The sequence below is a fragment of the Sphingopyxis sp. genome, assembly GCF_040216815.1.
GTDB lineage: Bacteria > Pseudomonadota > Alphaproteobacteria > Sphingomonadales > Sphingomonadaceae > Sphingopyxis.
The window spans coordinates 83,410-104,552 of the sequence record NZ_JAVJOJ010000006.1 but is presented as its reverse complement, the minus strand read 5'-3'; the positions used below and the strand labels follow the sequence as shown (position 1 = coordinate 104,552).

The following is a 21,143-nucleotide window of genomic DNA, read 5'->3' as shown; positions in this document are numbered from 1 at the left end:
CGGCGTTCCTAAACTTTCGGCTGCAGCTTGTCGAGAAAGGCTGGCAGCGCATCAGCCAGAGCAGCATCGACCTTGGCAAAATCCGCGTCCTTGCCCAGCGCAGCGAGGCTGGTGACGGGATATTCGGCGATGCCGCAGGGCACGATGCCGGAGAAATGCATGAGGTCGGGCGCGACGTTGAGCGAAAAGCCGTGCATCGTGACCCATCGTTTGACGCGCACGCCGATCGCGCCGATCTTGGCCTCGCGCCCCTGTTCGTCGTCGGTCCAGATGCCGATGCGTCCCTCGGCGCGGCGTGCTGCAACACCAAGTAGTGCGAGAGCATCGATCACCCAGTCTTCGAGTGCGTGGACATAGGCGCGCACATCGCGGCCGCGCCGTGTCAGGTCGAGCTGGACATAGCCGACGCGCTGGCCGGGGCCGTGATAGGTATAGCGCCCGCCGCGTCCGGCGTCATAAACCGGAAAGCGCGGGTCGAGCAACTCGGCGGGATCGGCGCTCGTGCCGGCGGTATAAAGCGGTGGATGTTCCAGCAGCCAGATGCGTTCGCCGCTTTCGCCCGAATGAATCGCGGCGGCGCGATCCTCCATGTCGGCAAGCGCCGTCGCATAGTCGGTGAGGCCGGGGGCGATTGTCCATTGGGGGGGCGGAAGCGTGGGCATTGTGCGGGCTATCTGGCGCGTCGCTGCCCGCTGCGCAAGGCCCAGGCGCGATCGTGCTGACGGGACTGGACAGACGGACCGAACATCGTCAGTTTCGGCGCAACGGGGAAATCGAAAAATCACGGGGTATCAATGACAAAATTCGACATGGGCGCGGCATGGGACGATACGTTGCTGCTGCTCAAATCCCACACGGCGCTGGTCATCGCCATTGCCGGTGTCTTCTTCTTTCTGCCGGCGCTTGCCTTCGCCTGGTTCGGACCCGCGCCCGTCGAGCCGCCGGCGGGGGCCGATTTTGAACAACTGATGGCGTCGTTCCGCGAAAGCGCGCGCCAGATGATCCCCGGTCAGATCGTCGTTGCCCTGTCCACGATGGTCGGCACTGCCGCGATCCTGCGCCTATGGCTGGCGCGCACCGGGGTCAGCGTCGGCGAAGCGCTGACCTTCGGGTTCATGCTGTTCCCGACGATGCTGGTGGCGCAGATATTGACCGGAATCGCCATCGGCATCGGTATCATTCTGCTGATCGTACCGGGCCTCTATCTGGTCGGGCGGCTGGCGCTGGTGGCGCCGGCCATTGCCGACCGCGCGATCTACAATCCGATCGATGCGATTCGCACGAGCTGGGAATTGACGCGGAACAACGGCTGGTCGGTGTTCTTCTTTCTTCTGCTTGTGGCGATCGTCATTTTCATCGTCGCGCTCATCATCGGCGGCGTCCTTGCGGTGATCGCGGGCAGCGGTCCGGGCTTTGGCAGCATGGCCGGCGGCTTTGTCGAGGCGATGTTCGGCGCGATCAGTAGCCTGTTCTCGGCCGCCGTTGCCGCCGCAGCCTATCGCCAGCTTGCGCTGCGCGGAGCATCGGACGTGTTTCAATGAGACATGGTGCGCGCAAGGGATAGGAACGGCGAACCGCGCCGCGTCGCAGATCAGGCTCTCACCCGTATCGAATTTGCAAGAAGGATGGTTCGACAACAGGGGGAAGTGAGATGAACAAGATGACGATAGGCGGCGTCTTTTCGGAGACGTTCGCGTTTCTCAAGGCCAATTGGGTGCAGATGCTCATGTGGGTCGGCGGCGCGCTGATCCTCGTCGGGCTGCTGGGCTATCTGGTCCTTGGATCGACCTTTTCGGCAATGGCGATGGCGCCCAACGACCCGTCGGTGGCGATCGGCGCATTTGGCAGGATCGGCTTGTTCGCATTGATCGCGGCGGTCATTTTTTATGCCGTGTCGATGCTGATCTGGCGCGGCGGGATGCACCCCGGCGAAGCCCCAAATTTCGGATGGGCGGTTCAAGCGGGACCGGCGCTGGCCTTTGGCATGATCGTGATTATGATCGCCGCCTATATCGCCATCTTCATCGTCATGCTCATCCTGATGCTGATTTTTGGGACGGCGCTCGGCGGTATGGGGGCCTTTTCGCCTGCCGCGCTGGAATCGGGCGGCGCCGGAGCCATCGGCGGCGGTGCGATCTTCGTAATGGTGCTCGTCTATATCGCGATCATCGTCTTCATGCTGTGGCTCCAGGGCCGCTTCATGGTCGCAGGGCCGGTGATGGCCGATCGCCTGACGCGCAATCCGGTCACCGGACTCGGCGAATCGTGGCGGCTGACCGGCGCGTCGCAATGGGTGATCGTCGGCTTCTACCTGATCTTCACCATCGGCGTCCTCGCCTATGCCATCGTTGCGGGCATGATCTTTGGCGGAATTCTGGGCGCAGTGGCAGGTGGATCGGCCGCAGGGGCGGTACTGACGATGATCGTGATGGCGGCGCTCGTCTATCTGCCGGTCATCATGTTGTCTTTCTCGATGCCGGTCGGCGTCTATCGCGCCATCGCTCCGCGCGCATCCGGGGATATTTTCGCCTGATCGGAGCGGTCATTCGAACGCGGGGCGCTTCGGGAACGGGGCGTCCCTTTTGTCAGCTCCACTTGGCGAGCGGGGGCAGGCTCATCAGGATGGCGTCGATATTCCCGCCGGTCTTGAGCCCAAACAACGTCCCGCGGTCGTAGACCAGGTTGAACTCGGCATAGCGGCCGCGCCAGACGAGCTGCGCCTCGCGCTCGGCGTCGGTGAACGGCTGGTTCATCCGGCGCCGCACGATTTGCGGAAAGATGTCGAGGAAGGCTTCGCCGACCGCCTGGGTCAGCTGGAAATTGCGATCATACTCGGCATCGTCGCCGCATTCGAGATGATCGTAGAAGATGCCGCCGACGCCGCGGTGAACGCCGCGGTGCGGAATGTAGAAATAATCCTCGGCCCATTTGGCATAGCGTTCATAAACCTCGGGCCCGAAGGGCGCACAGGCGGCGCGCAGGCGCGCGTGAAAGGCGGCGGTATCCTCATCATAGGGAATCGGCGGGTTGAGATCGGCGCCACCGCCGAACCAGCGCTTCGTGGTGACAAGGAAACGCGTGTTCATATGAACCGCGGGCACATGCGGGTTCGCCATATGCGCGACGAGGCTGATACCCGTGGCAAAGAAGCTGGGGTCTTCGCCCGCGCCGTGAATCGACGCGGCAAAGTCGGGGGCAAATTGCCCGCCGACGGTGGAGACATTGACGCCGACCTTTTCAAAGACCGCGCCCGTCATCACACCGCGCACGCCGCCGCCGCCTTCGCCGGGCTCGACCCCTTCGGCCTCGCGGTCCCACGGCGTATAGGCAAAGCGCGCGTCGCTGCCCGCTTCGGCCTCGATCGCCTCGAACTCGGCGCAGATACGGTCGCGGAGCGATTCGAACCAGTCGCGCGCGGTCTGCTGCTGCGGGTCGAGCGTGATCATGCGGGAAAACCTTTCGTTTGCCGGAGCGCTTCGGCGAGCGCGATGCCAGCCGCGACCGCGACATTCAAGGATCGAAAGCCCGGCTGCATCGGAATCGCGACCCGGTGGCGGGTCGCGGCGTGAACATGCGGCGGAACGCCGGCGCTTTCCGACCCGAACAGCAGAATGTCATTGGCTTCGAAGGTGAAGCGGGGGAGGGGCGCCGCGCCACCGGTCGTCAACAGGACCGTTCGCGCGTCAACGCCTTGCGACCATGCCGAAAAGGCCTTCCAATCGGCGTGGCGCCGCACATTGGCGCGGACGGCATAGTCCATGCCTGCCCGCCGCAGCGCGGCATCGCCAAAGGGGAATCCGCAGGGTTCGATGATGTGCGCAGGCACGCCAAAACAAGCAGCGGTGCGCAATATCGTGCCGACATTGCCGGCGATATCGGGTTGGAACAGCGCGATCTCCATGCCGATGCCCATAATCCTGAAGCTTGTGCGAATCGAGAGGTTTGGCGGGGTGCCCGTCCCCCGGCGAACGAAGCGGAAATTGCCTGTTGGCAAGCCCGGACAGTGCCGCTATCAGGCCCGCAATTCCCGGAGGGGCCGCCGGGTTGTGCGTTTTCGTGCGCGTGCAACAGGGGCGGTCATTCCTTCGAGAACGATTTTTGGTTCACCCATACAAGGGCAGTCGAATGGCCAGTGAAACTGAACTCAACGCCGGTATCGAGGATGGCGTACGCCGCCGGGATTTCATCAACATTGCGGCGGTGAGTTTCGCTGGGGTCGGGGCGGTTGCGGTCGTGGTGCCGCTCGTCAACCAGATGAACCCGTCGGCCGATGTGCTGGCGCTGTCGTCGACCGAGATCGATATTTCGGCGATCGGGACGGGGCAGGCGATCAAGACCAGCTGGCGCAAGCAGCCGGTGTTCGTGCGCAACCTGACCGCGGCCGAGATCGCCGAGGCGAACAATGTACCGATGAGCGATTTGCGCGACGCCCAGACGCTCGCCGAGCGTACCAAGCCCGGCAAGGAAAACTGGCTGATCACTCTGGGCGTCTGCACCCACCTCGGCTGCGTGCCGCTCGGTGCGGCCGAGGGCGAGAATCGCGGCGATTTCGGCGGCTATTTCTGTCCGTGCCACGGGTCGCACTACGACACCGCGGCACGCATCCGCAAAGGCCCGGCGCCGACCAATCTGGTCGTGCCGCCTTATGAATTCACCAGCGACACCGTCGTGACGATCGGCTGAGGAGCGAGATAAGATGAGCTTTCCCTGGGCCAAGCACTATGAACCCAAACAGCCGCTGATGAAGTGGCTGGACGAGAAGCTGCCGCTGCCGCGTCTCGTCTATAATGCGATCGGCGCCGGTTATCCCGTGCCGCGCAATCTCAACTATTTCTGGAATTTCGGTGTTCTGGCCGGCGCCGCGCTGGTGATCCAGATCGTCACCGGAATCGTGCTTGCGATGCATTATGCCGCCAATGCGGGTGTCGCGTTCAATTCGGTCGAGCATATCATGCGCGACGTCAACGCCGGCTGGTTCATCCGCTACGCGCATATGAACGGCGCGAGCATGTTCTTCATCGTCGTCTATCTGCACATCTTCCGCGGCCTTTATTACGGGTCGTACAAGGCGCCGCGCGAAATGGTGTGGCTGCTCGGCGTCGTGATCTTCCTGTTGATGATGGCGACCGCGTTCATGGGCTATGTGCTTCCCTGGGGTCAGATGAGCTTCTGGGGCGCACAGGTGATCACGGGCTTCTTCTCGGCGATACCCGTCGTCGGCGAGCCGATCCGTGTCTGGCTGCTCGGCGGTTTTGCGCCCGATAACGCCGCGCTCAACCGTTTCTTCTCGTTGCACTATCTGCTGCCCTTCGTGATCGCGGGGGTCATCATCCTCCACATCTGGGCGCTGCACATTCCGGGCTCGTCGAACCCGACGGGTATCGAGGTGAAGGACGAACAGGACACGGTGCCGTTCCACCCCTATTACACCGCGAAGGACGGCTTCGGCGTCGGGATTTTCCTGCTCGTCTTTGCCGCGCTGACCTTCTTCACGCCGAACCTTCTCGGCCACGCGGATAACTATATCCCCGCGAATCCGCTCTCGACGCCGGCGCATATCGTCCCCGAATGGTACTTCTGGCCCTTCTATGCGATCCTGCGCGCCTTCACCTTCAACTTCCTGTGGATCGACGCGAAGCTGTGGGGCGTCATCGCGATGTTCGCTTCGATCGCCGTGCTGTTCTTCCTGCCCTGGCTCGACAGTTCGCCGGTGAAATCGTCGAACTATCGTCCGCTCTATCGCATCTTCTTCTGGGTGCTTGTGGCCGACGTCGTCCTGCTCGCGATCTGCGGCAAGATGCCTGCCGAACAGCCGTGGGTCATTTTGAGCCAGATTGGTGCGGCTTATTACTTCGCGCATTTCCTGATCATTCTGCCGATCGTCTCGCGCATCGAGCGCCCGCTTCCGATGCCCAATTCGATCACGGAAGCGGTCCTTGCAAAGCATGCCGACGACACGTCGGCGGCCACGGCCTGAGCGCCGGACTTTTATAGGAGCTGATACAGCCATGGTTCGTCCGCTCGGTTTTCTCGTCGGTCTGGGTTTCATCACGGCGCTCGTCTTTGCGATTTTCACGACGCCGCTGAAGAATGAACCCAATGCCGCCTATAGTTTCGTCAAGCATCCGCGGCACCTGAAGCTCGCCAGCGACGGGTTGATGCCGCACTGGGATGTGGCGCAGCTCCAGCGCGGGATGCAGGTGTACAAAGAGGTCTGCTCGGCCTGCCACAGCCTTGACCTCGTCGCCTTCCGCAACATTCAGGATCTGGGTTACACCGAAGGCCAGGTGAAGACGTTCGCCAAGGGTTTCCAGGTGCCGTCGGTCAACCCCGACACCGGCGAACCGGCGACGCGCGACGGCCTGCCGTCGGATCATTTCCCGGCACCCTATGCGAATGAAGTCGCGGCGCGTGCTGCGAACAACAATGCGCTCCCGCCAGACCTGTCGCTGATCACCAAGGCACGCGAAGGCGGCAAGGATTATGTCTATTCGCTGCTCACCGGTTATCAGAACCCGCCGGCGAACCTGCCGAAGGAACTCAAGCCGGGCACGGGGCTGCACTACAACCCCTATTTCCCCAACCTGAACCTTGCGATGGCGAAGCCGCTGTCGGACGGGCAGGTGACCTATGCCGACGGCACGAAGGCGAGCGTCGATCAGATGGCGAAGGACGTCACCGCCTTCCTCGTCTGGACCGCCGAACCCAAGCTCGTGAAGCGCGTGCAAGTCGGCTGGGCGGTGATCGGCTTCCTGCTGATCTTCACCGTGCTGACATATTTGTCGTACCGGAACATCTGGGCCGACAAGAAGCATTGAGGGCCGGGGAGGGCGACCAGCCGATGATCGCCCTCCCGCCCCAGCCGGACCTCGACCTCGCGTCGCTCGTCCGCACGATCGCCGATTTTCCCAAGCCCGGCATCCAGTTTCGCGACATCACGACGCTGATCGGCGACGCCGCCGGTTTCGGCGAAAGCGTCCGGCGTCTGAGCGCCCGTGCCGCGGCCTATCGCCCCGACCTTATCGTTGCCGTCGAAGCGCGCGGCTTTCTGTTCGGCGCCGCGATGGCGACCACGATGGGACTGGGCGTCGTGCCGGTGCGCAAGGCGGGCAAGCTGCCGGGGGTGACGATCGGCGTCGACTATGAGCTTGAATATGGCACCGACCGGCTGGAGCTCCACGAAGGCGCCGTCCTGCCCGGGCACCGCGTCGTGCTGGTCGACGACCTGCTCGCCACGGGCGGCACGATTCTCGCCACGGCGGCGCTGATGCGCAGCGTGGGCGCCGAGGTGGCAGCGGCTCTCTTTGTTATCGATCTTCCCGATCTGGGCGGATCGGCGCGGCTGGGGGCGGCGGGATTGCCCTGTGAGACGCTGATCGCGTTCGACGGCGATTAGCGATGCGCCGGAACTGGGGTGATGAGCGATCTGCGCAGCCCCCGGCGTAATTGGTCCCGCCAAAGGTCAGGAAAGGTCAGCCTTGTGCAGACCCCGTTCGGTTGTGCCCGGAGGCGGGTGGGCGGTGACCGGATCGGCCCGCCTGCTCGAACCCAGGGGCGTCCGCTTTTGTCCACATGTTGAAATGGCCAGAACCATGGCTGACACAGCCGGGTCATGTAGGACAGTGCTTTTTGCGCAGGGGATGTCGGCTTTGGGGTGGTTTCCGACCTTTCTTTATCCGTCATCCCGGCCTGCGCCGGGATGACGATAGAGTTTAGGGCAGCTTTCGGTCGTTAGCGGCTGTTACCGGCAAGGCAAAAGCCCGCGCCGAAGCGCGGGCTGTCGCCCCCGTGGCAAACGGGTGTTCTCAGAAGGGCACCCAGTTCTGCTTCTTGCGGAACTTCATATAGCCGACATTGGCGCCGAGGCGCGCCCCGACGCCGACGCGGATGGGGATCAGCACGACGTCGCCGCGGCGCAGGTAGCTGGCGTTGAAGCCGCCGACGAGATAGGCGGCGCCTTCGCCCGCCGGATACCGCTTGTAGAGGTCTTCGCTGTCGAAGAGGTTGTAGACGAGGACGAAGGTGTTGCCGGCATTGGCACCGGCGTCGAAACCGACCGACGGGCCGGTCCAATAGGCGGGCAGTTCGCCCTCGATCTTGTGGTGCAGCGTTCCCGACCCGTAGCGCACGCCGAGCACGAGCGCGCCGCCGGCCTCGCGCCCGACGATATAGGCGTTGGGCTCGCCCTGCTTCTTCAATATGTCCTCGATCATCGCGGCGAGGCCCTGGGCGCCCTTGCCGAACACGCCTTCGGCGGCGCCGATCAGATCATCCTTTTTGTAGGTCGAATCGGTGTCTGCCGCGACGGTTGCCGCCGTTGCATCGCTGTTTGTTCCGGCCGCGGCGGGCGGGTCGACGACTTCGCTCGTCTGCTCGTCGCCGGTGGCGAGGTCGCTGTCATAGGATTCGCTCGATACCGGGTCTCCGGCCGTCGGCGGCGGCGGCGGATTATCGAGGTCGGAATCGATCCGCATATTGTTTGGATCGATCTCGCGCATCTGCGCAGCCGCCGGAACCGGCGTCAGCGCAAGGCCGACCGACGCCAATGTCGCCAAGGCCAGGCTGGTGAATGTCTTGTGCATAGGTGACCCCCAAATATCTCGGCGCCGCGAAAGCGATCCCGCGTTAATCATGACTCGCTTTGGCGGGCGGGCAATGAACGGGCGATGACCTGAGTCGATTTTGCGCCGGATCGAATCGATTGTGCGGCAAAATGACGGCCGCACGGTAAAAAATGGACGATCTTTGGCGTTGCGAGGCACGAAGCGCATGGCTATAGCGACCCCCCTAGGCCAAACCTGCCGTTAGCGCGGCAGACCATGCGGAGACGTGGGTGAGTGGCTGAAACCAACGGTTTGCTAAACCGTCGTACTGGTAAATCCGGTACCGAGGGTTCGAATCCCTCCGTCTCCGCCACCTCCTTTCTCTGGGAACGATCAGGCTCAAGCGTGCAAGCAAAGCTGTTGATGCTCGTGGGGCGGGTGACGACGCTCGGCCGCGCTGCTCGCTATCGTGGAATTTAATTGTAATTGCGAATCGTTCTCGATAATGCGCGGCGTCCAACTGAATAAGATCCGCTTCGATGCACGCACCGATCACGCCCAAACCGGCGGCGAAGAAAAAGAACCGCAAGGCCTTTTGGCTGAAACAGCTGCACATGTGGCACTGGATGAGCTCGGCCGTCAGCCTGATCGGCCTCCTGCTCTTTGCCATTACGGGCTTTACGCTCAATCACGCTGCCGAGATCGAAAGCGCGCCCGTCACGGTCGAAAGGACCGCGCAGATGCCGGCGCCCATGCTTTCGGCGTTGCGCACCGGACCGGCCGACGGAGCGGCCAAATTGCCACCCGCGATCGCCGACTGGGTCGAAGCGGCCTTTCCGGTCAAGGCCCGGGCAGAGGCGGAATGGTCGCCCGACGAAGTCTATTTGCCCGCGCCGCGTCCTGGCGGCGACGGGTGGGTGGCCATCGACCGTATGACGGGTGCGGCGACGGGTGAAATCACCGATCGCGGCTGGATCTCTTATCTCAACGATTTGCACAAGGGGCGCAATTCGGGCGGCGAGTGGAGCCTGTTCATCGACATTTTTGCCTTTGCTTGCGTCGTTTTCGCCATAACCGGCCTCTTTCTCCTCCAGCTTCACGCGGCCAAGCGGCGCAGCACCTGGCCGCTTGTCGGCGCCGGTCTCGCGATTCCCGCCGCGATCGCGATCATCTTCATCCACTAGGGAGACCAGACATGCAGCTTGCCACCCCCGCGCGCATCCTTGGCGGCACGATCGGCCTTGGTGCCGTTCTGGTCGCCCCCGCGGTTGCCGCGAACCCCGGCACGATGGACGTGACGATCCATATTCCGCGATTGAAGGTCGCCGAATATCACAAACCCTATGTCGCCATCTGGGTGGAAAAGCCGGGTTCGAAGGCAAAGACCGTCGCGGTCTGGTACGACCATGACATGAAGGCCAATGAGGGCACCAAATGGCTCCGCGACGTCCGCCAGTGGTGGCGCGCGGCGGGCCGGTCGATGAGCTTTCCCGCCAACGGCATCACCGGCGCCACGCGCGCACCCGGCGCGCACAAGATTTCCTTTTCGCGCGTGCAGCTCGGCGCGACCGACGCCGGCCAATATACGCTCGTCGTCGAAGCCGCACGCGAAGTCGGCGGGCGCGAACTGCTGCGCATCCCTTTCAGCTGGCCGGCAAAGGCGAGCGCGGGCGGCCGTGCCGCCGGGACGAGCGAATTGGGCGCGGTTTCGATCGCCTTCCGTTGATATTGAAAGGAACTGGGATATGAAGACGCGAATTTGGGGTTTCGCTGCGGCCGCCGCGCTTTCGGCCCTTGCCGCCGTTCCGGCGTCGGCGCACCGTCAGTGGATGATGCCTTCGTCGACCGTCCTGTCGGGCGACGACGTGTGGGTTACGGTCGATGCCGCGGTCTCGAACGATCTTTTCTATTTCGAGCACCAGCCGCTGCGCCTCGATGCGATGAAGGCGTGGGCGCCGGACGGCAACGAAGCCGCGATCGAAAACAAGGCGACGGGTCGCTATCGCAGCACCTTCGACGTCCATCTGACCCAGAAGGGTACGTGGCGCATCGCTTCGGTCGTCGACGGCGTGATGGGCAGCTATGATCTGAACGGCAAGACCGAGCGCCTGCCGCGCGGTACCACGACGGCGAACCTCGCCGAGCGTATCCCCGCGGGCGCGACCAACGTGAGGACCGCCGAATCGAACAATCGCAACGAAATTTTCGTGACGGTGGGCGAGCCGACGACGAACCTGTTCGTACCGACCGGCAAGGGGATCGAGCTTGTGCCCGTGACCCATCCCAACGACCTGTTCGCGGGCGAGGCCGCAACCTTTCAGTTCCTGCTCGACGGAAAGCCTGTCGCGGGGCTGCCCGTCACGGTCATTCCCGGCGGCATCCGCTATCGTGACCAGCTGGGCCAGCTGGATTTTCAGACCGACGCCGACGGCAAGGTCGAGATCAACTGGCCCGAACCGGGCCTCTATTGGCTGAATGTGACAACACCGCGTGCCGGACGCGAGGAAGACGCCGCGGCGGCGGCAGGGCCGCAGCGTCGCGCGAGTTATGTGACGACGCTTGAGGTTCTGGCCCCCTGACCGACCGCGTTCTGATCCCCAAGGCGCTGACCCCCGCTGCTTTTGCCGCGCGCGATGCGGAGGCTGCGATCGAAAGCATCGTCGGCGAAACGATGGGGACGTGCTGGTCGCTGCACGCCGTGGCGCCGCCCGAGGGGGTAGCGCGCGGTGTGAAGGCGGCGTTCGACGTCGTTATCGCGCAGATGAGCCAGTGGGACGCGGCGTCCGCGCTGTCGCGCATCAACCGCGATCCGCCAGGGATATGGCATCCGGTGGCGGCGGAGCTTGCCCATGTCCTGCGGGCAGCTTTCGGCATCGCACAGGCGAGCCGCGGTGCCTTTGATCCCGGCCTGGGCCGGCTGACCGACGCCTGGGGTTTCGGTGCCGCCGGCCCGGTCGGCCGCGTTCCCGCCGATGCGGGGACAAAAGGCGGTGCAATCGAGTTCGATGCCGCGAAGCAGCGCGTGCGGCGCACGGGCGAGGCGGCCCTCGATTTGTCGGGCATTGCCAAGGGCTATGCTGTCGACCTGGCTGCCGAATGGCTGTTGGCGCAGGGCGTGCGGCATTTCCTGCTCGAAATCGGCGGCGAATTGCGCGGCGAAGGCATTCGGCCCGATGGCCAACCCTGGTGGGTCGATGTCGAGATGCCCCCGGCGGTTTCGCTGCCCCCATGGCGCGTCGCATTGCACGATTTGTCGGTGGCGACGTCGGGCAGCTATCGGCGCCGCTTCTCCGACGGCGGGCGCGATTATTCGCACAGCTTCGACCCCGCGACGGAGCGGCCGATCGTCAACGGCGTATCGTCGGCCACGGTGGTCCATCGCAGTTGCATGATGGCCGACGGCTGGGCGACTGCGCTGACCGTGCTTGGTCCGGCTGCGGCCATCGCGCTCGCCGATGAGCAGGGGCTTGCCGCCTGCGTAATCGCGCGCGGCCGCGAGCATGTGTCGCGCGCATGGCGCGCGATGCTGGACTGACGTTCACTTCTGCTGGTCGAATCATCGACGGGGCGTTAGCGTCGGCGGATGGCCTATAGCCCCTTTGTTCCCCTGCGCGTTTTTTCCAGTTTCACGATGCTTGAGGGGGCGATCGACCCCAAGAATATCGCAAAAGCAGCGCGCGAACGCGGGTTTCCGGCGATTGCGGTCGCCGACCGCAACGGGCTTTACGGCGTCATGGCATTCGGTGATGCGTGCGCGGCGGCGGGGGTGCAACCGATCGTCGGCGCGTTGCTGAGCGTCGCGCGGCCGGGACAGCGGCTGGCGAACGGCGCACCGCTGATCGACTGGCTGGCGCTCTATGCGCAGGACGAGACGGGATATAACAATCTTTGTGCGCTGGTGTCCCACGCGCATCTCGGCCGCCCGGTCGAGCAGGAGCCGCATGTCACGCTGGCCGATCTCGCCGGCAAGACCGATGGGCTCATCTGCCTCACGGGTGGCGGCGAAGGCGCGCTGGCGCGCTTGCTTGCGGGTGAGCAGCAGACGGCCGCACAGAATTATATCGAGCAGTTGGAGGCGCTTTTCACAGGGCGGCTCTATATCGAGCTGTCGCGCCGCGGCGATGCCACCGAGCAGGCGGCCGAAAGCGCGCTGATCGATATGGCCTATGCCCGCGCGCTGCCGCTGGTCGCGACCAACCCCGCGCAATTTGTCGAGCCGCAGTTCCACCCCGCGCACGATGCGATGCTGTGCATCGCGCAATCGGCCTATGTCGAGAGCGAGGATCGCCGATCGAGCAACCCCGAGGCGTGGCTGAAATCGGCCGAAGCGATGGAGGACGCTTTTTCGGATCTGCCCGAAGCGATCCGCAACACGTTGGTCGTCGCGCAGCGATGCGCCTTCATGGCGCCGAAGCGCAAACCAATTTTGCCGAGCCTTGCCGGCGACCGCGAGGGGGAAGCGGCGCAGCTGAAGGCCGACGCCCATGCCGGGCTGGCGGCGCGGCTGGCGCTCTATCCCGACCTGACGGCCGAGGAGCGGCAGGCCTATGTCGAGCGGCTCGACTTTGAGGTCGATGTCATCACGCAAATGGGCTTTCCCGGTTACTTCCTGATCGTTGCCGACTTCATCAAATGGGCGAAGGCACAGGATATTCCGGTGGGGCCGGGGCGCGGATCGGGCGCCGGCAGCGTCGTCGCCTGGGCGCTGACGATCACCGACCTCGACCCGTTGAAACTGGGGCTGCTGTTCGAGCGATTCCTCAACCCCGAACGCGTGTCGATGCCCGACTTCGACATCGACTTCTGCGAAACGCGGCGCGGCGAAGTGATCCGCTATGTGCAGGAAAAATACGGGCGCGATACGGTCGCGCAGATCATCACCTTTGGTAAGCTCAAGGCGCGCGCGGTGCTGAAGGACACGGGGCGTGTGCTCCAGATGAGCTATGGCCAGGTCGACCGGCTGGCGAAGCTGGTGCCGAACCATCCGACCGATCCGTGGACGCTCGAGCGCGCGCTGAACGGCGTTTCGGAGCTGATGACCGAATATAAGCAGGACGACGGGGTGCGCCGCCTGTTCGACATGGCACGGCAACTCGAAGGCCTGCCGCGCCACAGTTCGACCCACGCCGCGGGGGTCGTGATCGGCGACCGCCCGCTCGACCAGCTTGTTCCGCTCTATCGCGACCCGCGTTCGGACATGCCGGTGACGCAATTCGACATGAAATATGTCGAGACCGCGGGGCTCGTGAAATTCGACTTCCTGGGCCTGAAAACGCTGTCGGTGCTCAAGGAGGCGCGGCGGCTGCTCGCGCTGCGCGGGATCGACGTCGATCTCGATACGTTGGGCTGGGACGACAGCGGCGTTTACGAATTGCTCCAGCGCGGCGACACGGTCGGGGTGTTCCAGCTCGAATCCGAAGGAATGCGGCGCACGCTGTCGGCAGTGAAACCGACCAATTTCGGCGACATCATCGCGCTCGTCGCGCTCTATCGTCCGGGGCCGATGGACAATATCCCCCTGTTCGGCGCGCGCAAGAACGGGCGCGAGCCGATCGCCTATCCGCACCCGCTGCTCGAAGGCATTCTCGCCGAAACCTACGGCATCTTCGTTTATCAGGAACAGGTGATGCAGGCCGCGCAGATCCTGGCGGGCTACAGCCTTGGCGGCGCCGACCTGCTCCGCCGCGCGATGGGCAAGAAGATCCAGGCAGAAATGGACGCGCAGCGCGAAACCTTCGTAAAGGGGTGCGGCGAGCATAATGGCATCGACGCAAAGACAGCGAACGAGCTGTTCGACTTGATCGACAAGTTCGCGGGCTATGGCTTCAACAAGAGCCACGCGGCGGCTTATGCCCTGCTTTCCTACCAGACCGCATGGTTGAAGGCGCATTATCCGCACGAGTTTTTCGCGGCGTCGATGTCGTTCGACAGCCACCAGACCGATAAATTGTCGGTATTCATCGACGATATGCGGCGGCTGGGCATCGACGTCGCACCGCCGTCGATCAACGAAAGCGAAGCCGATTTCTCGGTCGGGCGTACCGATGCCGGCCTGGCGGTGCGCTATGCCTTGGGTGCGCTGAAAGGGGTCGGCGAAAAGGCGATGGAAGCGCTGGTGGCGGAGCGGCGGACAAAGGGTGATTTCGCGTCGCTTGATGATTTTGCGGGCCGCATTGATCCCAAGCTGCTCAATCGCCGCCAGATCGAGGCGCTCGCCGGAGCGGGCGCGTTCGATTGCGTCGAACCCGACCGTCCGCGCGCCTTTGCCGGCGCCGAGGCCCTGCTCGCCTGCGCAAACGCGTCGGCGCACGAACGATCGACGGGGCAGGGCGGTCTGTTCGGCGGCGACATTGCGATTGCGCCGGTGCTCCAATTGCCCGCGGCCGAACCCTGGACGCTGGCCGAGCGGATGACGCGCGAGAAGGAAGCGTTCGGTTTCTATTTTTCGGCGCACCCGGTCGAACAATATGAAGCGATATTGTCGGCGCGCGGCGCGCGCACCTATGGCGATATTTGCGAAAATATCGAAATGACGCCGGGCACCCGCATCCCCATGATGATGGCGGCAATGGTCGAAAGCGCGCGGGCGCGCGTATCGCAGCGCGGGAACCGCTTTCTCAATCTGACGCTGTCCGACCGCAGCGGGCAGTTCCAATCGAGCTGTTTCGACGAAGCTGCGGGCAAGGTGCTCGAAGGCCTGGCGGGTGACGGGGGCTGCGCCTTGCTGTCGGTCGAACTCGACCTGCTCGAAGGCGAAGAGACGCCGCGCGTGACCGTTCGCGGCGCACAGCCGCTCGCCGAAATCGCGGCGACCGCCTCGCTTCAGCTTTTGTGCCGCGTCGACTTGCCCGACGCGATCGCCGAAATGGCGGGCCTGCTCGAACGGCGCGGCGATGCGCGCGGGCGCGTCGTCGTCGCGACGCGCGATCCCCTGACGGAAGCGGATATACGGATCGATCTGGGGCGCGGCTTTGCGCTCGGTCCCGATACGGCCGCGAGGCTCGACATGGTCGCAGGCGTTTCCGATGTTGAGTTGTCGCTGGCAGCGCCGCGCGAGTTCCGCGCGCGCTGACACGCTTTGACCCTTGCGCAGCGGCGCTATCGCGCCCTATTCCCGAACGGCAACGACAAAAATTGAGGATGCCGCACCATGGGAATGCAGGGCCAGCCGCTGCTTGTCACCAGCCTGATCGATCACGCCGCACGCGAACATGCGGAGCGCGAAATCATATCGCGATGGGCCGACGGGAGCATAACGCGATCCAACTGGGGCCAAGTTGGCGCCGACGCGCGGCGCTTTGCCGCCGCGATGGTGAAGCTGGGGATGAAGAAGGGCGACCGCATCGCGACGCTGGCGATGAACCACGGTCATCATCTGGTGAGCTGGTACGGCACCGCCGGGATGGGCGGCGTTCTGCATACGGTGAACCCGCGGCTGTTCGACGAACAGCTTGTTTATATCATCAACCACGCCGAGGACCGTGTCCTTTTCTTTGACGCGGCATTCCTTCCGATCGTCGAGCGGTTGCGCGACCAGCTGCCAACCGTCGAGCATTTCGTGCTGTTCGATGCGCCGGCACAGGGCGATTATAAATCCTACCGCGACCTGATCGCCGCTGCTGACGACGGCTTTCAATGGGTCGCCCTCGACGAGCGCGATCCCGTGGGGCTTTGCTACACCAGCGGCACGACGGGAAATCCCAAGGGCGTGCTTTACGAGCATCGCTCGAACGTCATTCACGCGATAACCGAAATTCAGCCCGACGCCTTTGACCTGTCGAGCCGCAGCGTAATCCTGCCGATCGTGCCGATGTTCCACGCGAACAGCTGGGGCATTCCCTTCGCCGCGGCAACCGTGGGGGCGAAGCTTGTTTTCTCGGCGACCAACGACGCGCAGACGCTGTGCGACCTGATGCATGCCGAAGGCGTGACCCACAGCGCGGGCGTGCCGACCGTCTGGCTCGCGATGTTCGCGCATATGGACGCGACCGGGATGGATTATGGCGCGCTGCATCACGTCATCATCGGTGGATCGGCGGCCCCCCGCGCGATGATCGAGCGCTTCATGAAAGCCGGCGTCTATGTCGGTCACGCCTGGGGGATGACCGAAACCAGCCCGATCGGGACGATGGGCAAGCGGCCGTGGAACTGGGATGCGCTAAGCTTTGATGAACAAGTCGACATCATCTCTCGCCAGGGGTGCCCGCCCTTCGGGGTCGAACTGCGCATCGTCGACGACGAGGGGGCGGAGCTGCCCCGCGACGGCCAGACGAGCGGGCGACTCCAGATTCGCGGGCCCTGGATCGTCCAGCGCTATTTCAAGGCCGACGCCGATGCGGCGGACAGCGATGGCTGGTTCGACACGGGCGACGTGTCGGTGATCCATCCCGACGGCGTCATGCAGATCACCGACCGCGCGAAGGACGTCATCAAGTCGGGCGGCGAATGGATCAGCTCGATCGAGCTGGAAAATGCCGCAGTCGGCGCGCCGGGCGTACAGGAAGCGGCGGCGGTCGGCGTCTATCATCCCAAATGGGACGAACGGCCGATCCTGCTGATCGTCAAGAAACCGGGCGCCGAGGTGAGCGAGACGAGCATCCTCGACTATCTGAAGGACAGGGTCGCCAAATGGTGGCTGCCCGACGAAGTCGTGTTCGTCGACGAGCTGCCCCACACCGCAACGGGCAAGATTTTGAAGCGGCAGATCCGCGATGATTACAAGGATTACAAGCTGAAGTCGCTGGCGGAGGCGTGACCACAGCGTCGCCCCCGCGAAGGCGGGGGCCGCTGGCTGTCTTGATCAAGCGTTGACGGTCTCAAACAGATCAACCCATTCCGGGTTGGCTTCGGAAATCAGTCGCAATTTCCACACCCGATTCCACTTCTTGAGGGCCTTCTCGCGGGAGATCGCTTCGTCGATGCGATCGAACCTCTCAGCATAAATCAGCCGCGTTAAGCCCCACCTTTTGCAGAACTCCGATCCTGTTCGGGCGCGATGAGCAGAAATCCGGACCGGCAAGTTGTCCGTCACGCCGATGTAAAGGACTCCCATTGGCTTGTTGGTCATGATGTAGGCATAGGCATTTCTCATCGACGGTCGCTCCATGACGTCGGCGGCCCCCGCCTTCGCGGGGGCGACGGGGTTTTCAGAACAGCTCCATCTGCCCGTCGCGTTCGGGCGTCTTGAACAGATCGCTGCGTAGCGGGGGGAAGCTGCGATCCATGCCCTGTTCGCGCGCGGCGCGCTTCACACGCGCGCGAATGAGCTGCGCCCAGACGCCCTGTCCCTTCATGCGCGTGAAAAAACCGGGGTCGTTATCGCGCCCGCCGCGAATGTCCTGGACCATGTGCATCACCTTCGCCGCGCGGTCCGGATAATGCGCGTCGAGCCAGGCACGGAACAATGGCGCCACCTCGAACGGAAGGCGCATCAATATATAGGAGGCGCGGATCGCGCCCGCTTCCGCTGCGGCGGCCATGATCGCCTCAATCTCGTGATCGGTGATCGCCGGGATGATCGGCGAAATATTGACCTGTGTTGGCACCCCCGCGTCGATCAGCGTGCGGATCGCGGCAAGGCGGCGACGCGGGTGCGGCGCGCGCGGTTCGAGCGTTCGTGCGATGTGCGGATCAAGCGTCGTCACCGACACGGCGACGCCGACCAGATTGTCGCGGGCCATATCTGCAAGCAGGTCGATGTCACGCAGCACACGGTCGGACTTGGTCGTGATGATCAGCGGGTGCCGCGTTTCGGCGAGCACCTCGATCACCTCTCGCGTGATGCGCCATTCGCGCTCGATCGGCTGATAGCCGTCGGTGTTGGTGCCGATTGCGAGTGGAGCGGGATTGTAGCCGCGCTTCGCCAGTTCGTGCCGAAGGAGCCGCGCGGCGTCGGGTTTGGCGAACAGCCGGCTTTCGAAATCGAGCCCAGGCGACAGGTCGTGAAAAGCGTGCGTCGGACGCGCATAGCAATAGACGCATCCATGCTCGCACCCGCGATAGGGGTTGATCGAACGGTCGAAACCGATGTCGGGTGATGTGTTGCGCGCGATGATCGTCTTCGGATGCTCGACGGTTACGGTCGTCCGTAACTTGGGCGCTTCGCCGTCGATCTCCTCCGCCGCATCGAGCCAGTCGCCATCGGCGATGCGTTCGGCCGATCCGGTTCGTGTCGGGCGCAGATTTGTCGGCGCGCCGCGGCCGGCGACCGGGGGGAGGGGGGTGGCTGGTTCCACTTGGCGATGGTATCGCACCGCGCAGAACAAAGAAAGAACAATTGTATATCGTCACCCCGGCGAAGGCCGGGATGACGGAAGGGGAGGCTACTCCGTCAACCGCGGGATCAGCTCAACGAAATTGCAGGGCCTGTATCGGCTGTCGAGCTGGGTCGACAAAATGCCTTCCCATGCGTCGGTGACGGCTCCCGTCGAGCCCGGGAGCGCAAAGATATAGGTGCCGCGGGCGACGACCGCGCAGGCGCGCGACTGGATCGTCGACGTGCCGATCGTCTGGTAGCTGAGCCAGCGGAACAACTCGCCGAAGCCCGGAATATCCTTGCCGTCGAGGCGGTGGAGCGCTTCGGGCGTCACGTCGCGGCCGGTCAGACCGGTACCGCCGGTGGCAATCACGACGTCGACCTCAGGGTCGTCGATCCAGTTATGGAGACGCGAGACGATCAGGTCGGTCTCGTCCCTGATGATCGCGCGCGCGGCGAGAATATGTCCCGCGGCGGTGAGCAGTTCTTCGAGCTTGTCCCCCGAGCGATCGTCGGCGGCGTTGCGGCTGTCGGAAATCGTCAGCAGCGCAATGCGAACGGGCCTGAAGTCCAGGCTCGCGTCAATCGGCATCGGGAATACTGCCGGCCCAGCTCAGGCGCGTCCGATCCTTTCCATCGGGAAAGCGCGGCCATTTGCCCTGCGCAAGCGCGGCGCGGCTGTCGGAGGTTTTGCCCTGCTGCGCTTCGTACATCCAATAGTTGCGCAGCACGATACCCACATAGCCCCGCGTTTCCCAATAGGGGATCGATTCGATATAGAGGAGGGGATCGCCATTGTCGCGAATCTCGCTCTGCCAGCGGGCGACCGGAGCGGGCCCGGCGTTATAGGCGGCGATGACCTTGGGGAGCAGGCCGCCCGTTGCAGGTTCGCGGCTGAGATATTGAAGATAGCGCTGGCCGAGATCCATGTTGACCGCGGGCGTCTTGAGGTCGCCGAGCGCCGCGACCGCGCTATCCCAGCGCACGATGTCGCGTGCTGTGCCGGGACGCACCTGCATCAGGCCCGTTGCCCCGGCGCTGCTGACCGCCGTGCGCCGAAAGCGCGATTCCTGAAGCGTGTGGGCAAAAACGAGCGCCGGATCGACGCGCCAGCCGCCGCTCGGTTCCCATTTGGGCTGCGGATAGCGCGCCTGGATCGCGGGCTTGCGGCCGTGTGGAGTGTTATGCGCAAGGTAAAGCTGCGTTTCGGGCAGGCTGAGCGCGCCCGCCATCGCGATCAGCTCGTCATGCTGATCCGGGGCGCCGATGCGCGCCTGATGGCGGAGCGTTTCACCGGCATAATCTTCCTCGCCAAGTTCGGCCAGCGCCATGGCGAGCCGCACATTGGGCAGGCGCTGGAGTGTGCGCCACGCGCTGCGGTCGGCGCGAAGATTCTCGCGCTGGTTGTTCGCTTCGATCCCCAGCGTCTCGGCCGCGAGCAGGCCGTAGAGCGTTTCGTCGTTAGCGGCTGCGGAGCGGAGGCGCGACTGAACTGCGGTGGGTTCGCCCGCTGCGATCGCTGCGCGAGCGGCCCAATAATAGGCAGCGGCGCGCAGCTCGCTGTCGGGCGCTTCGCGCGAAACGCGGTCGAAAGCGGCGAGCGCAGTGCGATAGTCGTGGAGCCTCCACGCGGCGAGACCCTGGACCCAGGCGCCCTGGGTTCCCCAGGGGCCGCCGTCGGCGGTGCACGCGAGCGCAAGGCGGAGCGCGTTGCGGTCGTCATTCTCGATATAATAGGACCAGGCGACCTTTTGCCGCCATTCGGCGCGCGCTTGCGGACTGAGTTGGTCGACGACCGCGTTGAGCAAGGCCTCGGCGCCGGCCGGATCGTCGTTCTTAATGCGGTCGGGGATGGTGCTGGCAAGGCTCGCCGCAACGGGATCGCTGCTGACGGCATCGGCGCCAACGCGCCGCGGCGCACTGCCCGCCCAGGTGAGGCGCGCCTCGGTCGGCAGCGCCGGAATGTCGGTCGCGCCACGCTTTGCAGCGAGGCGACCGAGTTGCGCCGCCTGGGGAATGAACGGCGAGCGCGCAAGGATCGGCATGATGTCGGCGACTTCAGCACGCGGACTGTTCGCGGCGACGAGCAGCTCGGCGCGCAGAAAATCGGTGAGCGGGTCCGCGTCCGCGCCGTCAAGCAGCGCCTTGGCATCGCTCCACCGCGCGCCGCGGATCGCCGCCAGTATCTGTGTATAAAGCTGTTTCTGTTTCGCCGACAAAATGCTGGACACCGTTTGCGGCGTGCCGGCGAACGGAGGGTGATCGGCGTCGGCGGCGATGGCCGGCGCCGCGGCCAGGACCGCGGCGGTGGCGGCCAATGAAAAAAGGCTTCTGGTCATGATCGG

20 protein-coding genes and 1 tRNA gene are annotated in these 21,143 nt (G+C 64.2%); 13 read left to right on the top strand and 8 right to left on the bottom strand.

The features are described from left to right. Positions 1–8: 8 nt before the first annotated feature. The gene (gene lipB, locus RIA72_RS09390) at positions 9–662 is read right to left on the bottom strand and encodes a lipoyl(octanoyl) transferase LipB (protein WP_350031920.1); all 654 of its coding nucleotides are present in this window, start codon (positions 660–662) and stop codon (positions 9–11) included. Between the two features lie 132 nt (positions 663–794). Between lipB and RIA72_RS09385 the strand changes: the two genes are divergently transcribed. After that, positions 795–1,541: a DUF7847 domain-containing protein gene (locus RIA72_RS09385; RefSeq protein WP_350031919.1), complete on the top strand. Its 747-nt coding sequence runs from the start codon at positions 795–797 to the stop codon at positions 1,539–1,541. A 110-nt stretch (positions 1,542–1,651) separates the two neighbouring features. After that, the gene (locus tag RIA72_RS09380; protein ID WP_350031918.1) at positions 1,652–2,533 is read left to right on the top strand and encodes a hypothetical protein; all 882 of its coding nucleotides are present in this window, start codon (positions 1,652–1,654) and stop codon (positions 2,531–2,533) included. 52 nt (positions 2,534–2,585) lie between these two features. Here RIA72_RS09380 and hemF read toward each other — a convergent pair whose 3' ends face one another. Beyond that, complete coding sequence (gene hemF, locus RIA72_RS09375) at positions 2,586–3,446, bottom strand: oxygen-dependent coproporphyrinogen oxidase (protein ID WP_350031917.1); 861 nt, start codon at positions 3,444–3,446, stop codon at positions 2,586–2,588. After that, complete coding sequence (locus RIA72_RS09370; protein ID WP_350031916.1) at positions 3,443–3,901, bottom strand: tRNA (cytidine(34)-2'-O)-methyltransferase; 459 nt, start codon at positions 3,899–3,901, stop codon at positions 3,443–3,445. Before RIA72_RS09370 ends, hemF begins: the two co-directional genes overlap by 4 nt. A gap of 224 nt (positions 3,902–4,125) precedes the next feature. Between RIA72_RS09370 and petA the strand changes: the two genes are divergently transcribed. Genes petA through RIA72_RS09350 form a run of 4 tightly spaced genes read left to right on the top strand, consistent with a single transcriptional unit; the run spans position 4,126 to position 7,396 of the window. Continuing rightward, a complete protein-coding gene (petA, locus tag RIA72_RS09365; protein WP_350031915.1) occupies positions 4,126–4,683 on the top strand; it encodes a ubiquinol-cytochrome c reductase iron-sulfur subunit in 558 nt (185 codons plus the stop codon). Between the two features lie 13 nt (positions 4,684–4,696). Beyond that, positions 4,697–5,977, top strand: a complete 1,281-nt coding sequence (locus RIA72_RS09360; protein ID WP_350031914.1) for a cytochrome b — start codon at positions 4,697–4,699, stop codon at positions 5,975–5,977. 31 nt (positions 5,978–6,008) lie between these two features. Next, complete coding sequence (locus tag RIA72_RS09355) at positions 6,009–6,818, top strand: cytochrome c1 (RefSeq protein ID WP_350031913.1); 810 nt, start codon at positions 6,009–6,011, stop codon at positions 6,816–6,818. 23 nt (positions 6,819–6,841) lie between these two features. Further along, positions 6,842–7,396, top strand: a complete 555-nt coding sequence (locus RIA72_RS09350; protein ID WP_350031912.1) for an adenine phosphoribosyltransferase — start codon at positions 6,842–6,844, stop codon at positions 7,394–7,396. 409 nt (positions 7,397–7,805) lie between these two features. Here RIA72_RS09350 and RIA72_RS09345 read toward each other — a convergent pair whose 3' ends face one another. Then, positions 7,806–8,582 (bottom strand): DUF1134 domain-containing protein, encoded by a 777-nt coding sequence (locus tag RIA72_RS09345; RefSeq protein ID WP_350031911.1) that lies wholly within the window; start codon positions 8,580–8,582, stop codon positions 7,806–7,808. A gap of 241 nt (positions 8,583–8,823) precedes the next feature. Between RIA72_RS09345 and RIA72_RS09340 the strand changes: the two genes are divergently transcribed. From RIA72_RS09340 to RIA72_RS09310, 7 genes are all read left to right on the top strand, one after another. Further along, positions 8,824–8,916 (top strand) — tRNA-Ser (locus RIA72_RS09340). A 166-nt stretch (positions 8,917–9,082) separates the two neighbouring features. Further along, on the top strand, positions 9,083–9,727 hold the full coding sequence (locus RIA72_RS09335; RefSeq protein WP_350031910.1) for a PepSY-associated TM helix domain-containing protein: 645 nt from the start codon (positions 9,083–9,085) through the stop codon (positions 9,725–9,727). Positions 9,728–9,738: 11 nt separating this feature from the next. Then, entirely contained in the window at positions 9,739–10,269 is a 531-nt protein-coding gene (locus tag RIA72_RS09330) for a DUF2271 domain-containing protein (protein WP_350031909.1), read from the top strand. A gap of 19 nt (positions 10,270–10,288) precedes the next feature. Then, positions 10,289–11,122 carry a DUF4198 domain-containing protein gene (locus tag RIA72_RS09325; RefSeq protein WP_350031908.1) on the top strand — a complete coding sequence of 278 codons (834 nt, stop codon included), beginning with the start codon at positions 10,289–10,291 and terminating at the stop codon, positions 11,120–11,122. A 92-nt stretch (positions 11,123–11,214) separates the two neighbouring features. Beyond that, positions 11,215–12,078, top strand: a complete 864-nt coding sequence (locus RIA72_RS09320; protein ID WP_350031907.1) for an FAD:protein FMN transferase — start codon at positions 11,215–11,217, stop codon at positions 12,076–12,078. Between the two features lie 48 nt (positions 12,079–12,126). Continuing rightward, on the top strand, positions 12,127–15,615 hold the full coding sequence (gene dnaE / locus RIA72_RS09315; RefSeq protein ID WP_350031906.1) for a DNA polymerase III subunit alpha: 3,489 nt from the start codon (positions 12,127–12,129) through the stop codon (positions 15,613–15,615). 78 nt (positions 15,616–15,693) lie between these two features. Further along, a complete protein-coding gene (locus RIA72_RS09310) occupies positions 15,694–17,298 on the top strand; it encodes a long-chain fatty acid--CoA ligase (protein WP_350031905.1) in 1,605 nt (534 codons plus the stop codon). Positions 17,299–17,343: 45 nt separating this feature from the next. Here RIA72_RS09310 and RIA72_RS09305 read toward each other — a convergent pair whose 3' ends face one another. From RIA72_RS09305 to RIA72_RS09290, 4 genes are all read right to left on the bottom strand, one after another. Further along, complete coding sequence (locus tag RIA72_RS09305; RefSeq protein WP_350031904.1) at positions 17,344–17,634, bottom strand: GIY-YIG nuclease family protein; 291 nt, start codon at positions 17,632–17,634, stop codon at positions 17,344–17,346. 55 nt (positions 17,635–17,689) lie between these two features. Continuing rightward, on the bottom strand, positions 17,690–18,778 hold the full coding sequence (locus RIA72_RS09300) for a PA0069 family radical SAM protein (RefSeq protein WP_350031903.1): 1,089 nt from the start codon (positions 18,776–18,778) through the stop codon (positions 17,690–17,692). A gap of 87 nt (positions 18,779–18,865) precedes the next feature. Beyond that, positions 18,866–19,390 carry a molybdenum cofactor biosynthesis protein B gene (gene moaB, locus RIA72_RS09295; protein ID WP_350031902.1) on the bottom strand — a complete coding sequence of 175 codons (525 nt, stop codon included), beginning with the start codon at positions 19,388–19,390 and terminating at the stop codon, positions 18,866–18,868. Beyond that, on the bottom strand, positions 19,380–21,137 hold the full coding sequence (locus RIA72_RS09290) for a lytic transglycosylase domain-containing protein (RefSeq protein ID WP_350031901.1): 1,758 nt from the start codon (positions 21,135–21,137) through the stop codon (positions 19,380–19,382). Before RIA72_RS09290 ends, moaB begins: the two co-directional genes overlap by 11 nt. Positions 21,138–21,143 lie beyond the last annotated feature (6 nt).

What these genes read in the sequence shown, in the direction of transcription:
- lipB (WP_350031920.1), bottom strand. Translation starts at nt 662, where the DNA reads ATGCCCACGCTTCCGCCCCCCCAATGGACAATCGCCCCCGGCCTCACC.
- RIA72_RS09385 (WP_350031919.1), top strand. Translation starts at nt 795, where the DNA reads ATGACAAAATTCGACATGGGCGCGGCATGGGACGATACGTTGCTGCTG.
- RIA72_RS09380 (WP_350031918.1), top strand. Translation starts at nt 1,652, where the DNA reads ATGAACAAGATGACGATAGGCGGCGTCTTTTCGGAGACGTTCGCGTTT.
- hemF (WP_350031917.1), bottom strand. Translation starts at nt 3,446, where the DNA reads ATGATCACGCTCGACCCGCAGCAGCAGACCGCGCGCGACTGGTTCGAA.
- RIA72_RS09370 (WP_350031916.1), bottom strand. Translation starts at nt 3,901, where the DNA reads ATGGAGATCGCGCTGTTCCAACCCGATATCGCCGGCAATGTCGGCACG.
- petA (WP_350031915.1), top strand. Translation starts at nt 4,126, where the DNA reads ATGGCCAGTGAAACTGAACTCAACGCCGGTATCGAGGATGGCGTACGC.
- RIA72_RS09360 (WP_350031914.1), top strand. Translation starts at nt 4,697, where the DNA reads ATGAGCTTTCCCTGGGCCAAGCACTATGAACCCAAACAGCCGCTGATG.
- RIA72_RS09355 (WP_350031913.1), top strand. Translation starts at nt 6,009, where the DNA reads ATGGTTCGTCCGCTCGGTTTTCTCGTCGGTCTGGGTTTCATCACGGCG.
- RIA72_RS09350 (WP_350031912.1), top strand. Translation starts at nt 6,842, where the DNA reads ATGATCGCCCTCCCGCCCCAGCCGGACCTCGACCTCGCGTCGCTCGTC.
- RIA72_RS09345 (WP_350031911.1), bottom strand. Translation starts at nt 8,582, where the DNA reads ATGCACAAGACATTCACCAGCCTGGCCTTGGCGACATTGGCGTCGGTC.
- RIA72_RS09335 (WP_350031910.1), top strand. Translation starts at nt 9,083, where the DNA reads ATGCACGCACCGATCACGCCCAAACCGGCGGCGAAGAAAAAGAACCGC.
- RIA72_RS09330 (WP_350031909.1), top strand. Translation starts at nt 9,739, where the DNA reads ATGCAGCTTGCCACCCCCGCGCGCATCCTTGGCGGCACGATCGGCCTT.
- RIA72_RS09325 (WP_350031908.1), top strand. Translation starts at nt 10,289, where the DNA reads ATGAAGACGCGAATTTGGGGTTTCGCTGCGGCCGCCGCGCTTTCGGCC.
- RIA72_RS09320 (WP_350031907.1), top strand. Translation starts at nt 11,215, where the DNA reads ATGGGGACGTGCTGGTCGCTGCACGCCGTGGCGCCGCCCGAGGGGGTA.
- dnaE (WP_350031906.1), top strand. Translation starts at nt 12,127, where the DNA reads ATGGCCTATAGCCCCTTTGTTCCCCTGCGCGTTTTTTCCAGTTTCACG.
- RIA72_RS09310 (WP_350031905.1), top strand. Translation starts at nt 15,694, where the DNA reads ATGGGAATGCAGGGCCAGCCGCTGCTTGTCACCAGCCTGATCGATCAC.
- RIA72_RS09305 (WP_350031904.1), bottom strand. Translation starts at nt 17,634, where the DNA reads ATGAGAAATGCCTATGCCTACATCATGACCAACAAGCCAATGGGAGTC.
- moaB (WP_350031902.1), bottom strand. Translation starts at nt 19,390, where the DNA reads ATGCCGATTGACGCGAGCCTGGACTTCAGGCCCGTTCGCATTGCGCTG.
- RIA72_RS09290 (WP_350031901.1), bottom strand. Translation starts at nt 21,137, where the DNA reads ATGACCAGAAGCCTTTTTTCATTGGCCGCCACCGCCGCGGTCCTGGCC.